The following is a 13,239-nucleotide window of genomic DNA, read 5'->3' as shown; positions in this document are numbered from 1 at the left end:
CGGGAGATGAAGAAAAGTTCAGGATTTCCCATGTGACATGGACCGCAGCGATACGGTCATCGTCCGGTCACAATCGCCGCGCACGGCGGTCATGGACACCTGTGAGAGTCCTGTGCATCCACCGATTCGGACGTACGGGAAGGCCGGTCAGCCGTGTGCGCACTGCTCGTGACACCCACCCAGCAGGACCAGACTCGAAGCCGGGACAGGGAGCTCACCGTGCGCCCGCTGTCCGTTGCGGAATATCAGGGATTCCTTTCGCGGCACGGACGGGCCAGCTTTCTCCAGTACCCGTCCTGGGGCGGCGTAAAGGACCTTTGGCGGTCGGAAAGGGTCGGATGGCACTATCCCGGCGGTGAAATAGAAGGAGCCGGGCTCGTTCTCTACCGTCAATTCCCCGGCACCCGCAAATACTTCGCCTACCTCCCCGAGGGACCCGTCGCCGACTGGGCCGACCCCGACATCGACCGCTGGCTGACCCCCCTCAAGAACCACCTCAAGGCCTCCGGCGCCTTCGCCGTCCGCATCGGGCCCACCCCCGCCTACCGCCGCTGGGACGCGGCCACCGCCAAGGCGGGCACCGGCCCGGGCCGGCAGATCTCCGACGTGCTCGCCACCGAGGTGGACCCGGTCGGCGCCGCGCTCGCCGACCGGCTGCGCACCCGCGGCTGGAAGCGCTGCGGCGGCGAGGACGACGGCGACGCCCAGCCCCGCCACGTCTTCCGCGTCCCGCTCGCCGGGCGCACCCTCGATGAACTGTGGTCGGGCCTGAACCAGGAGTGGCGGCGCAATGTGCGCAAGGCCACGAAGGCGGGGGTCGAGACGGTCGTCGGCACGGCCGCCGAGCTGCCCGAGTTCTACCGGCTGCTCTGCATCACCGAGGAGCGCGACGGCTTCCGGCTCGGCCGCTCGCTCGCGTACTACCAGCAGCAGTACGAGGCCCTGAACGCCGAGGAACCCGGCCGCATGCGCCTCTACCTGGGAGTTCACCAGGGTGAGATCCTCGCCGCGCACACCATGATCGTGGCCGGCAGCCGGGTCTGGTACCAGACCGGCGCCTCCGCCGACCACCGCCGCGAGGTCCGCCCCAGCAACGCCCTTCAGTGGCGCATGATGTGTGACGCACATGCACTCGGAGCGGACGAATACGACATGCGCGGGGTACCCTCCACCCTCGACCCCGACGAACGTTCCTTCGGGCTGCTGCGCTGGAAGCTCGGCACCGGCGGACAGGTCGTCGAAACCCTCGGCGAGTGGGAGACCTCCATGGACGGATACGCCAACACGGCCCTCTACAAGGCGTTCCAGGCGTACATGGCCCGCCGGTGACCCTCGCAGACCCCAGAGCGGCAGGCACCCCGGCCGCCACGGAGCCCCGCACCGACCGCGCAGCACCGAAGAAGACCTCGGTGCTGCGCAGCGGCGCGCTCATGGCCGCCGGCTCGATCGTCTCCCGCGCCACCGGCTTCGTCCGCTCCGCCGTGATCGTCGCCGCCCTCGGCACCACCCTGCTCGGCGACGGCTACGCGGTCGCCAACACCGTCCCGAACATCCTGTACATCCTGCTCATCGGCGGCGCCCTCAACGCCGTCTTCGTCCCCGAGCTGGTCCGCGCCGCCAAGGAGCACGAGGACGGCGGCGCCGCCTATACCGACCGGCTGCTCACCGTCTGCACGGCCGCGCTGCTGGTCCTCACCGCCGCCGCCGTACTGGCCGCCCCGCTCATCGTCTCGGCGTACACCGGCTACAGCGGCGGCCAGGAGTCCGTCACCGTGGCCCTGGCCCGGTACTGCCTCCCGCAGATCCTGTTCTACGGGCTGTTCACGCTGCTCGGGCAGGTGCTCAACGCCCGCGGCCGGTTCGGCGCCATGATGTGGACCCCGGTCCTCAACAACCTCGTCGTCATCGCCGTCTTCGGGCTGTTCCTGTACGTCTCCCACGGCGCGACGGACGGTCTGAGCGCCTCCGAGACCCGGCTGCTGGGCATCGGCACCACCGCCGGCATCGTCGTCCAGGCCGTCGGCCTGATCCCCTCGCTGCGCGCCGCCCGCTTCCGCTGGCGCCCCCGCTTCGACTGGCGCGGCAGCGGACTGGCCCGCCCGCTGCGCAATGCGGGCTGGCTCGTGCTGCTCGTCCTGACCAACCAGATCGCGTACTGGGTCGTGACCCGGCTCTCCACCGCCACCGGCGAGCACGCCGTCGCCGAGGGCCTCGCCGGCGGCGCCGGATACACCGCCTACAGCAACGCCTACCTGCTGTGGATGGTCCCGCAGGGCATCATCACCGTCTCCCTCGTCACCGCCCTCATGCCCCGGATGAGCTCCGCGGCCGCCGACGGCGACCTCGGGGCCGTACGCAAGGACGTCTCCTACGCCCTGCGCTCCAGCGCGGCCCTGATCGTCCCCGCCGCCGCGCTCTTCGCGGCCCTCGCCCCCTGGGTGACCGGCAGCGTCTTCGAGTACGGGCGCACCGGCCCCGCCGACGTCGCCGTCATGGCCGGCATGCTCGCGGCCTTCGCACCAGGCCTGATCGCCTACTCCGCGCAGTACGTGCTCTCCCGCGGCTTCTACGCCCTGTCCGACACCCGGACCCCCTTCTTCCTCAACCTCTCCATCGCCGCCCTCAACGCCGGGCTCTCGGCCGCCGCGTACCTCCTGCTGCCGCCGCGCTGGGCGGTCACCGGCATGGCCGCGGCCTGCTCGATCGCCTTCACCGTGGGCGCGGCCGTCACCGCGTCCGTGCTGTCCCGGCGGCTCGGCCCGCGCACGGGGACCCGGACGGAACGCCGGAGCACCGCCGTACGGACCCACCTGCGGCTCCTCGCCGCCTGCGCCCCGGCGGGCGCCGCCGGATACGCGGCCGCGCGCTCCGTCGACCGGTTCGGGAACCTGGCCGGGCCCCTCGGGAACTTCGCCGGGGTCGCGGCGGGAACCGCGGTGATCGTCCTCTGCGTCGTACTCCTCGCCCGCCCCCTGCGGCTCACGGAGATCACCGACCTGCTGGAATCCGTACGCCGCAAGACCGGCCGTTAGGCCGGGCCGTCCCCGCTCACAGCCGCCCATATCGGCCGAAAGCGGGAGGGGACCGATTGACGACCCTGGAATACTGACCCGATGCCACGCGTACTGCTGATCGAGGACGACCCTTCCATCAGGGAGGGCGTGGGTCTCGGCCTGCGCCGCAGGGGTCACGACGTGAGCGCCGCCGAGACCGGCGAGGCCGGACTCGGCCTCATGGCGAGCTTCCATCCCGAGCTGGTCCTGCTCGACCTCATGCTGCCCGGCATCAACGGCGTCCAGGTGTGCCGCCGGATCCGCGAGACCAGCCAGGTCCCGATCATCATGCTCACCGCGCGCGGGGACGACTTCGACATAGTCGTCGGCCTGGAAGCCGGAGCCGACGACTACATCGTCAAACCCGCCCGCACCGAGGTCATCGAAGCCCGCATCAAGGCCGTGCTGCGCCGCCTCAGCGAGCCCGCGGGCGGCCGCCCCGACGTGCAGTTCCACGGCGAGCTGGCCGTCGACCGCGCCGGGCTCACCGTCGCCAAGAACGGCGAGCGCGTCCCCCTGGCCCCCAGCGAGATCAAGCTCCTGCTGCACCTGTCGGCCTCGCCCGAGCAGGTCTTCTCCCGCCAACAGCTCCTCGAATACGTGTGGGAGCACAGCTACCACGCCGACGCCCGGCTGGTGGACGCCTGCGTACGCCGCCTGCGCCACAAGATCGAGGACCCCGACGGCGCCCCCCGCTACATACAGACCGTGCGCGGCTTCGGCTACCGCTTCGGCCCGCTGTAGGCGCGCGGTGAGACGCTTCGCACCGCTCGGCCTGCGCACCCGGCTGATCGCCGCCTTCCTGCTCGTCGCGGCGATCAGCGCCGTCAGCACGGCCGCCCTGACCTACCAGCAGGCCCGCAACGCCATCCTCAAGCAGAGCCAGGACACCGCCATCAGCACCCTGCGGGACCTGGTGGACAACCAGTCCGTGGCGCTGCCGATGGACCAGCAGCAGCTGCAGAGGATGGTCCTCGACCTCGGCAAACGGGGCCAGCCGCACCCCTGGATCCTGTTCGGGGAATACGGGAGCCTGCGCGCCTCCACCAACCCGGCTTCGGCCACCTCCACCGTCGTCACCGACGAGCTCCGCCGCCAGGTGTCCGACCGTCCGCACGGAGCCTTCCAGCGCACGGAGGACCGGAGCGGCACCCTGTACCTCGTCGTCGGCATGCCGACCGTCTTCAAGCACAGCGGGGCCGACCAGCCCACAGGCGTGGTCCTCTACGCCGTGATGCCCCTGAGCAGCGAGCAGACCACCGTGGACGCCATGGTCGCCGCCGCGAGACAGGGCGCCATCCCCGGCCTCGCCATCGCCGTCGTCCCGGCCCTGCTCGCCGCCCGCAGCGTACTGAGACCCGTACGGGACATGCGCCGGGCCGCCCTGCGGCTCGGAGAGGGCCGCCTAGACACCCGGATCGAGGTCCGGGGCGCCGACGAGCTCGCCGGACTCGCCCGCACCTTCAACGAGACCGCCCGCGCCCTCGAACACTCCGTGAGCGAGCTCCGGGAGGCCGAGGTCCGGGCCCGCCGCTTCGCCTCCGACGTCTCCCACGAACTGCGCACTCCGCTCGCCGGGATGCTCGCCGTCACCGAGGTCCTCGACGAGGCTGCCGGCGGGTTCGACCCCGACACCGCCAAGGCCCTGTGCCTGATCAGCGCGGAGACCGGAAAACTCGCCGTCCTCGTCGAGGACCTCATGGAGATCTCCCGCTTCGACGCGCGCGCCGCCGAACTCAACGCCGACGACGTGGACGTCGCCGAGTCCGTCACCAAATCGCTGGAGCGCCGCCACTGGAGCGACGAGCGGGTCGTCACCGACCTGCCGCCGGACATCCGGGCCCGGCTCGACCCGCGCCGTTTCGACGTGGTCCTCGCCAACCTCGTCGGCAACGCCCTCAAACACGGTGACGCACCCGTCCGCGTCACCGTACGGACCGAGGACCGGCCCGGCGGCCGGCGGCTGCTGATCGACGTCGCCGACAGCGGCCCCGGCATCGCCCCCGAGGTGTTGCCGCGCATCTTCGACCGGTTCTTCAAGGCCGACGCGGCCCGCACCCGGTCCGCCGGAAGCGGCCTCGGACTCGCCATCACCCTGGAGAACGTCCGGCTGCACGGCGGCACCCTGCAGGCGGCCAACGGCCCCGTCGGCGGAGCCCTCTTCACCATCGACATGCCCCTGGAGGCGCAGGCATGAGCTCGGTCCGTCCGGCCGCGGCGGCGGCGTTGATCGGCACGCTGCTGCTGGCCACCGGCTGCGGCATCGCCACCACCGGGGTCATCGAAGCCGGGCCCCCCGGCACGGTGAAGATGCCGACCCCGCCCACCAGCAGCCTGCTCTACTTCGTCTCGCCCGAGGACCGCCTCGTTCCGGTGGTGTTCGCGGACCAGTCGGACACCTCCGATCGGCTGGAGGCGCGGCCCAGCTCCCTGATCGACCTGCTGGCCGGCGGCCCGGACGCGGCCGCGCGGGCGGCCGGGCTGCGTACCGAGCTGCCCGCCCGGAGCACGTGGCCCAAGGCCGAGCAGCCGCGGATGTTCTCCACCGACAGCCAGTCGGTGCGCGTCGAACTGCCGATCGAGGTGAAGTCGCTGTCCACCGTGGCCCGGCTCCAGCTCGTGTGCACCGCCGTCTCGGCGGTCCGGACGGGCCCGGAGACCGAGGTGGTCCTGAGCGGCCCGGACGGCAGGCTCGACCCGATGCGCTGCGTCGTTACGCCCGGCTGACGTCCAGACTGGCGTCCGGCCGCGGCCCGGCCCGTGTCGCCCCCTTGCGGCGCGACCGCCGGAACCCCACCGTGTGCCCCATGAACCATGTCAGGGAACGGGCCCCGGGTACCCCCGACGTCTTCGACCCGCGCCTCTACGGCGAAGGCGTCCCGTACGACCGCTACCGCCTGCTGCGCGACCGGCACCCGGTGGCCTGGCAGAGCGAGCCGGAGGTGCTCGGCTGGCCCGCCGGACCCGGTTTCTGGGCCGTCACCCGGCACGCCGACGTGGTCCGGGTCCTGCGCGACCACCGCACGTACTCCTCGCACCTGGGCGCCACTCAGATCCGCGACCCCGACCCGGCGGACCTGCCCTTCCTGCGGCGCACCATGCTCAACCAGGATCCCCCCGAGCACGGGACCCTGCGCCGGACCGTGGCCCGCGCCTTCACCCCGGCCCGCGTCGACGCCTTCGCCGCCCGGGTCCGGGGCCGGGCCCGTACGCTGCTGCGCGCCGCCCGCGACGGCGCCGAGGACGGGGCCGCCGATCTGGTGCACACCGTCACCGACGCGTACGCGCTGCTGAACCTCACCGACCTGCTGGGCGTCCCGGCCGCAGACCGGGGACTGCTGCTGGAGTGGACCATACGGATCATCGGATATCAGGATCCCGAGGACGCCCCGGCTCCGCTGCTCGGCCCGGACGGCACACCGCTGAACCCGCGCTCGCCGGCGCTGCTGGGGGAGATGTTCGCCTACGCCCGCGAGCTGGCCGCGTACAAAAGGGCCCACCCCGGCGACGACGTGATGACCGCCCTCGCGCTCGCCGGGCTGGAGGAGGCGGAGCTTGAGATGTTCTTCTTCCTGCTGACCGTCGCGGGCAACGACACCGTGCGCAGCGCCGCGCCCGGCGGCCTGCTCGCCCTGGCCCGCGACCCCGACGCCTACGCCGGACTCGCCGACGGCCGGGCCCCGTCGGACCGGGCCGTCGAGGAACTCCTGCGCGTCCACCCGCCGGTGCTGAGCTTTCGGCGCACCGCCGCCGCCGACACCGAGCTCGCCGGGCAGCGGATCCGGGCCGGCGACAAGGTGGTGGTCTTCCACGCCTCCGCCAACCACGACGAGCGCGTCTTCACCGACCCCGGCCGCCTCGACCTCGGCCGCGCACCGAACCCGCACGTCTCCTTCGGCGACGGCCCGCACGTGTGCCTGGGCGCGCACTTCGCCAGGCTCCAGCTGCGGGTCCTCTACGAGGAGTGGCGCACGCTGATGCCCGCACCGGAACTCGCGGGCGAGCCGCGCCGGTTGGTGTCGAACTTCATCAACGGGATCACGCGGTTGCCGCTGCGGGTGTCCGGGCCGGCCGGGTGACATCGGCGATCAGCTCCGTCACGTCGGGGCCGTAGGCGTCGGAGTTGATTACCTTCAGCAGGAGGCAGAAGGAGTCGTCGCCGTACTTGCCGGCCAGCGTGCGGTGGTTCCTGGCCAGGTAACGGGCTGCGGCCTGGTTGCTGATGGCGGTCTGCCCGCTCAGCAGGAACACGGGCCGGGAGCCCGGTCCGGCGGTCAGCCGGGCGAGCAGCACGTGCTCGACGAGCCCCTTCTCCCAGCGGTACGTCTCCCCGCCGACGGTGATCGCCCCGCGGTCCGGTACGGGATCGCTGGAGACGATGATCCGTACCCCGGGGAGCATGGAGCCCAGGTGCGCCGTCGTCCGGGAGTTGGAGGACGGCCCGCCCACGCAGAACTCGGCCCGCTCGCCGAAGCCCTGACGGGCTCCGTCATGGGTGACGATCTGAACGTTCGCCCCGCAGTCCTTGATCAGGGCGGATATCTCCAGCAGGGCGAAGGCGTCGTTGCGGTGAAGTGAGGAATCGGTGCCGCCCATCTGCCGGTTGACCACGAACAGGCAGTCGGAACCGGTCGGCAGCCCGAAGAAGGCCTGCTTGCGGCGGAGCGTGCGGCGCCACAAGTAGGTCCGGGCGAACCAGCCGAAGCCGCCGCTGATGGCAGTGGCCGCCACCCCCAGTACGAGATTGCGCACGTCGTCGTTCATGGCGCGGATGTTAGCCCGGGCGGCGCCTTCCTGACGCGGGGGGTGCGGTGAAGTTACAGTGCCGGACTCAGGCCTGGGCCAGGGGGGCCGACAGGCCGTCGACTGGAGGTACGGATGCGTCGTCCCGCCGCAGCACGTCAGTTAGCGCTCCTCGCACTCACCGGTGCGCTCGTCTCCACCGGCGCTGCCGCCCCGCCGTCCGCGCAGGGGGCTCCGGAGAAGGTCCCGGTCGCCACCGGCTACGGCGGGGCCGTCGCCAGCGTCGACGCCGACGCCAGCGCGGTCGGCATCGCCGTCCTGCGCTCCGGCGGCAACGCCGTGGACGCCGCCGTCGCGACGGCGGCCGCGCTCGGGGTCACCGAGCCGTACTCCGCGGGCATCGGCGGGGGCGGCTACTTCGTGTACTACGACGCCCGCTCCGGCCGGGTGCGCACCATCGACGGCCGCGAGACCGCCCCGGCAACGGCGACCGCCGGGCTGTTCCAGGAGAACGGCTTGCCCATCCCCTTCGCCGAGGGCCAGACCAGCGGCCGCGGCGTCGGAGTCCCCGGCACCCCGGCGACCTGGCAGAGCGCGCTGGAATCCTGGGGCACCCGTTCGCTGGGCCAACTCCTCAAGCCCGCCGAGAAGCTGGCCCGCGAGGGCTTCACCGTGGACCCCACCTTCCGGGCCCAGACCGAACTGAACCAGGACCGCTTCCGGGACTTCCCCGACACGAGCAAGCTCTTCCTGCCCGGCGGCGCGCTCCCGGTGGTCGGCTCCACCTTCAAGAACCCCGACCTGGCGGCCACGTACGCGGAGCTGAGGCGCAAGGGTGCGGGCGCGCTCTACCGGGGCCCGCTGGCCGAGGACATCGTCCGGGCCGTGCGCACGCCCCCGGTGGACCCGGCCGCCACCCGTGTGGTCCGCTCCGGGGACCTGACCACCGGGGACCTGCGCGCGTACGCGACCAAGCGGCAGGACCCGACCCGGGTCGGCTACCGCGGCCTGGACGTGTACAGCATGGCCCCGTCCTCCTCCGGCGGCACCACCGTCGGCGAGGCGCTGAACATCCTGGAGCGCACCGACCTCGGCGCGCTCACCGAAGCCCAGTACCTGCACCGCTTCATCGAGTCCTCCCGGATCTCCTTCGCCGACCGGGGCCGCTGGGTCGGCGACCCGGCCGCCGAGGACGTGCCCACGAAGGAGCTGCTCTCGCAGAGTTACGCAGACACGCGCGGCTGCCTCATCGACCCGGCCAAGGCGCTGACCAGCCCGCTGGCTCCGGGGGATCCCCGTCACCCGGTCGCCTGCGGCGGCTCCGGGCAGGCCGCCCCGACCACGTACGAAGGGGAGAACACCACGCACCTGACCGTCGCCGACCGCTGGGGCAACGTGGTCTCCTACACGCTGACCATCGAGTCGACCGGCGGCAGCGCCATCACCGTCCCGGGACGCGGGTTCCTGCTCAACAACGAGCTGACCGACTTCTCCTTCGCTCCGGCCGCACCCGGCGTCCCCGACCCCAACCTGCCGGGCCCCGGCAAGCGGCCGCGCTCGTCGATGTCCCCGACCATCGTGCTGGAGCACGGACGCCCGGTGCTGGCGCTGGGCTCCCCGGGCGGGGCGACCATCATCACCACGGTGCTCCAGACCCTGACCGGGCACCTGGACCGCGGGCTGCCGCTGGTCGAGGCCATCGCCGCGCCGCGGGCCAGTCAGCGCAACCAGACCACCACCGAGCTGGAGCCGGGCCTGTGGAACAGCCCGGTGCGGGCCGAGCTGGAGGCCCTCGGACAGGGCTTCCGGCAGAACCCGGAGATCGGCGCGGCCACCGGGGTCCAGCGGCTGCCCGACGGGCGGTGGCTGGCCGCGGCCGAGACGACCCGGAGGGGCGGCGGCTCGGCGATGGTGGTGCACCCGCAGGGGAAGCAGTAGGGGAGGCCGTAGGGGCAGCCGCAGGGCCGGGCGGCCCGGCGGACCCCGGCGGGTGAGGCCTACAGGGCGGTGAGGATCCTCGGACCGGCGGCGGTGATCGCGACCGTGTGCTCGGCGTGCGCGGCGCGGCTGCCGTCGACGGTCCGCAGGGTCCAGCCGTCCGCGTCGCAGGCGTAGTCGTCCGTACCGCCCGCGATGAGCATCGGCTCGATCGCGATCACCATGCCTGCGCGCAGCTTCGTACCCTGCCCCGCCGGGCCCTCGTTGGGCACGCCCGGCTCCTCGTGCATGGAGCGTCCGATGCCGTGGCCGCCGAAGCCGTCGGGGATGCCGTACCCGGCGGCGCGGCCGACCGTGCCGATGGCGTGGGCGATGTCGCCGATGCGGTTGCCGGGCCGGGCGGCGGCGATGCCCGCAGCGAGGGCGGCCTCGGCGGTCGAGATGAGCCGCAGGTCGTCGGGGCGGGCCCGGCCGACGGTGAAGCTGACGGCCGCGTCGCCGACCCAGCCGCCCAGTTTCGCGCCGCAGTCGATGCTGACCAGGTCGCCGTCGCGCAGCCGGTAGTCGTTCGGGATGCCGTGCACGATCGCGTCGTTGACGGAGGCGCAGATGACGGCGGGGAAGGGGACCGGGGCGAACCGCGGCCGGTAGCCGAAGAAGGGCGAGCTCGCTCCGGTCTCGCGGAGCACCTCGCGCGCGGCCAGGTCGAGTTCCAGCAGGGACACCCCGACGGCGGCCCGTTCCCGGACGGCGGCGAGGGCGTGCGCGACGACGCGGCCGGCGGCACGCATCCGGTCGATCGATTGGTCTGTCTTCAGTTCCAACATGCCAATAACTATACCGGTATAACTGTAACGGGATACTTATTGGGTTCCGGGGTAGGATGAGGGCATGGTCCGTACCCCCCTCACCCCCGAAGAGCGCGAGCGCGGCGAGCGGCTCGGCGCCCTGTTGCGCACGGCCCGTGGTGGCCGCAGCATGGTCGAGGTCGCGGCCAGTGCCGGGCTCTCCGCCGAAACCCTCCGCAAGATCGAGACCGGCCGGGCCCCGACCCCGGCCTTCTTCACCGTCGCCGCCCTCGCCGGGGCCCTGGGGCTCTCGCTGGACGAAGTGATGCGGCGCTGCGCCCTCGTACCCGTGTGAGGTCCGGGGGAGCGGGCGGGCCGCGGCCGTTCGGCCGCCGGGCCCGCCCTTCGGCGTGCCGTTAGGGCGGGCCCGGAGGCCGAACGGCCCAATCGGCGGTGGGAGGACCGGGGCGCGGGGGAAGCGTGAAGGCGTGTCAGACATGAACGCATCCACATCCAAGCGACTCGGCCTCGGACTCGTGGGCGCCCTCCTCGCGGGCGGCCTGCTGCTCGCGGCATGCGCCGCCCCCGAGGGTCGGGCCCACGCCAAGGACCCGGGCGACGTGGTCTTCCGCCACCCGGGCGTCGTCGTCAGTCACACCCGGCTCCAGCACGCGAAGCAGATGGTCGCGGCCGGCAAGGAGCCGTGGAACTCGGCGTACCAGGCGCTCCTGAAGAGCCGCTACGCCTCCCTCGACTACCGGGCGCACCCGGCCGACGTGGTGCCCTGCCCCTTCAACTCGGGGCCGCAGTCCTGCCTGGACGAACGGCAGGACGCGATCGCCGCCTACACACACGCCCTGCTGTGGTCGGTGAACGGCAAGACCTCCCACGCCCGCAAGGCCGTGCAGATCATGGACGGCTGGTCGGCCGTGATGAAGCGCCACGCCGAGGACAACGCCGGCCTCCAGGCCGCCTGGTCCGGCTCCACCTGGGCGCGCGCCGCCGAGATCGTCCACGCCGACTACCCGACGTGGCGGGAGGAACGGGTCGCCCGCTTCAAGGAGATGCTGCGCACCGCCTACCTCCCGGCCGTCCGCGCGCAGGTGCCGGCGTACAACGGCAACTGGGAGCTGGCCATGACCGACGCGGCCTTGGGCATCTCCGTCTTCCTGGAGGACCGGGTCGTCTTCCGGGAGTCGCTGGAGCGGTTCCGGGAGCGAGTCCCGGCGTACTTCTACCTGAAGCGGGACGGCGCGCACCCGCCGGCCCCGCCGCGCACCGGCATCGACTCGCCGGACGAGCTCGCGGCGTACTGGTTCGGTCAGGGGACGTACGTCGACGGCGTCGCCCAGGAGACCTGCCGCAACCTCATGCACGTCGGCTACGCGCTCGCGGCGTCCGCGCACATCGCGGAGACGGCCTGGCACCAGGGCGTCGACCTGTACGGGGAGCAGGGCGAGCGGCTGCGGGCGGCACTGGAGTTCCACTCGAAGTACCAGCTGGGTGAAGAGGCCCCCGGGTGGCTGTGCGGCGGCAAGCTGGAGCGGACGATGGGCCCCGACCTGGAAGTCGCGCTCCAGCACTACGCGGTGCGGACGGGGGCCAAACTCCCGTACACCCGCGAGCTGGTCGAGAAGGCGCGGCCGGCCGGGACGGACGACCTGTTCGTGGCGTGGGAGACCCTCACTCACGGGGAAGCGGCGCCGGTCGCCTGAGGCGCGGCCCGTGGGGTGGCCTGAGGCGCGGCCTGAGGCGCGGCCGTTCTCAGGCGTCCACGGGGTGCCAGGCCGGGCCGTCCCCGCCCTGCCTGACGTGGCCGAACACCACGTCGGCGAAGTGGACGCCGAAGCCGATGGTGTCCGGCTCCGCGAGCTCGGCGACCAGTCGGCGGCGGTGGGCGGCGGTCCGGGCGAGGTCGTGGTCGAAGGCCGAGGACCAGTCCGGGTGGTCGATCTGGATCGGCGAATGCACGGCGTCGCCGAAGGCGATCAGGCGCCGGCCGCCCCCCGTGATGACGTACTCGGCGTGCCCGACGGTGTGGCCTGGGGTGATCCGCACGTGCACCCCCGGGAAGACCTCCTGGCCGTCCTTGAGGGTGCGCACGCGCGGTGCGAGGGCGGCGACCCGCTCGGTCGCGCCCTCGGCCGCAAGGAGGTCGAGCCGGTCCCACTCGGGCTCGGCGATCAGGAACTCGGCGCGCGGGAAGAGGGGCAGCTCGTCGTCGGGGGAGGGGTGGACGGCCCAGCCGATGTGGTCGGAGTGGAGGTGGGTGAAGGCCACCGCCTCGATGTCCCCGGGGGCGCGGCCGAGTGCGGCCAGGCTGCTGGGGAGCGCGCCTCCGTGGATCACGCCGAGGGGGCCGTCCGGGGCGCGGAGCGTCTGCGGTCCGAAGCCCGCGTCGATCAGCAGCGCCCGGCCGCCGTGCTCCACCAGGAGACCGCCGACGCCCGCCACGAGGTGGCCCGTGGCGTCCAGGTACTCCGGGTGGGCGGCCCACACCTCGTCTGTGGTGTCCGGGAGCAGCGGCAGCGGCCGGAGCCGTACGTCGCCGTCCGGCACGTAGGAGACCTTCGTGTCACCCAGCCACAGCGAGCGGATTCCCGCGGGCCGGCGCAGTCGTTCGTCGCGCGCCGTCGTCAAATCGGGCATGAGAGCTCCCATGTGAGTGATCGTCAGCCGCCCCGGCCGGTCTGCCGGGGTGGTGGGGCCAACCATAA

General features: G+C 72.7%; 12 protein-coding genes. 9 read left to right on the top strand and 3 right to left on the bottom strand.

The features are described from left to right. The first annotated feature begins 153 nt into the window (after positions 1-153). The 6 genes from ACFVX6_RS04090 (at position 154) to ACFVX6_RS04065 (ending at position 7,132) form a co-directional block, all read left to right on the top strand. Complete coding sequence (locus ACFVX6_RS04090) at positions 154-1,329, top strand: lipid II:glycine glycyltransferase FemX (RefSeq protein WP_389687701.1); 1,176 nt, start codon at positions 154-156, stop codon at positions 1,327-1,329. Then, positions 1,326-3,032 carry a murein biosynthesis integral membrane protein MurJ gene (gene murJ, locus ACFVX6_RS04085; protein WP_389687699.1) on the top strand — a complete coding sequence of 569 codons (1,707 nt, stop codon included), beginning with the start codon at positions 1,326-1,328 and terminating at the stop codon, positions 3,030-3,032. Before ACFVX6_RS04090 ends, murJ begins: the two co-directional genes overlap by 4 nt. 81 nt (positions 3,033-3,113) lie before the next feature. Next, positions 3,114-3,797: a response regulator gene (locus ACFVX6_RS04080; protein ID WP_389687697.1), complete on the top strand. Its 684-nt coding sequence runs from the start codon at positions 3,114-3,116 to the stop codon at positions 3,795-3,797. A 7-nt stretch (positions 3,798-3,804) separates the two neighbouring features. Beyond that, complete coding sequence (locus ACFVX6_RS04075; protein ID WP_389687695.1) at positions 3,805-5,250, top strand: ATP-binding protein; 1,446 nt, start codon at positions 3,805-3,807, stop codon at positions 5,248-5,250. After that, the gene (locus ACFVX6_RS04070; protein ID WP_389687693.1) at positions 5,247-5,780 is read left to right on the top strand and encodes a hypothetical protein; all 534 of its coding nucleotides are present in this window, start codon (positions 5,247-5,249) and stop codon (positions 5,778-5,780) included. Before ACFVX6_RS04075 ends, ACFVX6_RS04070 begins: the two co-directional genes overlap by 4 nt. An 80-nt stretch (positions 5,781-5,860) precedes the next feature. After that, positions 5,861-7,132 carry a cytochrome P450 gene (locus tag ACFVX6_RS04065; protein ID WP_389687691.1) on the top strand — a complete coding sequence of 424 codons (1,272 nt, stop codon included), beginning with the start codon at positions 5,861-5,863 and terminating at the stop codon, positions 7,130-7,132. Here the strand turns inward: ACFVX6_RS04065 and ACFVX6_RS04060 are convergent. Then, on the bottom strand, positions 7,092-7,817 hold the full coding sequence (locus ACFVX6_RS04060) for a hypothetical protein (RefSeq protein WP_389687689.1): 726 nt from the start codon (positions 7,815-7,817) through the stop codon (positions 7,092-7,094). The two genes, ACFVX6_RS04065 and ACFVX6_RS04060, sit on opposite strands and share 41 nt — an antisense overlap. A 114-nt stretch (positions 7,818-7,931) precedes the next feature. On the opposite strand from ACFVX6_RS04060, the gene ggt reads away from it, so the two are divergent. Beyond that, complete coding sequence (gene ggt / locus ACFVX6_RS04055; protein ID WP_389687687.1) at positions 7,932-9,734, top strand: gamma-glutamyltransferase; 1,803 nt, start codon at positions 7,932-7,934, stop codon at positions 9,732-9,734. 59 nt (positions 9,735-9,793) lie between these two features. On the opposite strand, the gene map is transcribed toward ggt, so the two are convergent. Further along, on the bottom strand, positions 9,794-10,561 hold the full coding sequence (gene map / locus ACFVX6_RS04050; protein ID WP_389687685.1) for a type I methionyl aminopeptidase: 768 nt from the start codon (positions 10,559-10,561) through the stop codon (positions 9,794-9,796). A 64-nt stretch (positions 10,562-10,625) separates the two neighbouring features. Here map and ACFVX6_RS04045 point away from each other — a divergent pair, with 64 nt between their 5' ends. After that, positions 10,626-10,877 carry a helix-turn-helix domain-containing protein gene (locus ACFVX6_RS04045; RefSeq protein ID WP_243339177.1) on the top strand — a complete coding sequence of 84 codons (252 nt, stop codon included), beginning with the start codon at positions 10,626-10,628 and terminating at the stop codon, positions 10,875-10,877. A gap of 142 nt (positions 10,878-11,019) precedes the next feature. After that, on the top strand, positions 11,020-12,237 hold the full coding sequence (locus ACFVX6_RS04040; protein ID WP_389687683.1) for an alginate lyase family protein: 1,218 nt from the start codon (positions 11,020-11,022) through the stop codon (positions 12,235-12,237). Positions 12,238-12,286: 49 nt separating this feature from the next. On the opposite strand, the gene ACFVX6_RS04035 is transcribed toward ACFVX6_RS04040, so the two are convergent. Continuing rightward, on the bottom strand, positions 12,287-13,171 hold the full coding sequence (locus ACFVX6_RS04035; RefSeq protein WP_389687681.1) for an MBL fold metallo-hydrolase: 885 nt from the start codon (positions 13,169-13,171) through the stop codon (positions 12,287-12,289). Positions 13,172-13,239: the final 68 nt, after the last annotated feature.

Source organism: Streptomyces sp. NPDC058289, from assembly GCF_042880975.1.
Lineage (GTDB): Bacteria > Actinomycetota > Actinomycetes > Streptomycetales > Streptomycetaceae > Streptomyces > Streptomyces stoeckheimensis.
The sequence above is the reverse complement of the archived record's forward strand: the minus strand, read 5'-3'. Positions and strand labels throughout refer to the sequence as shown.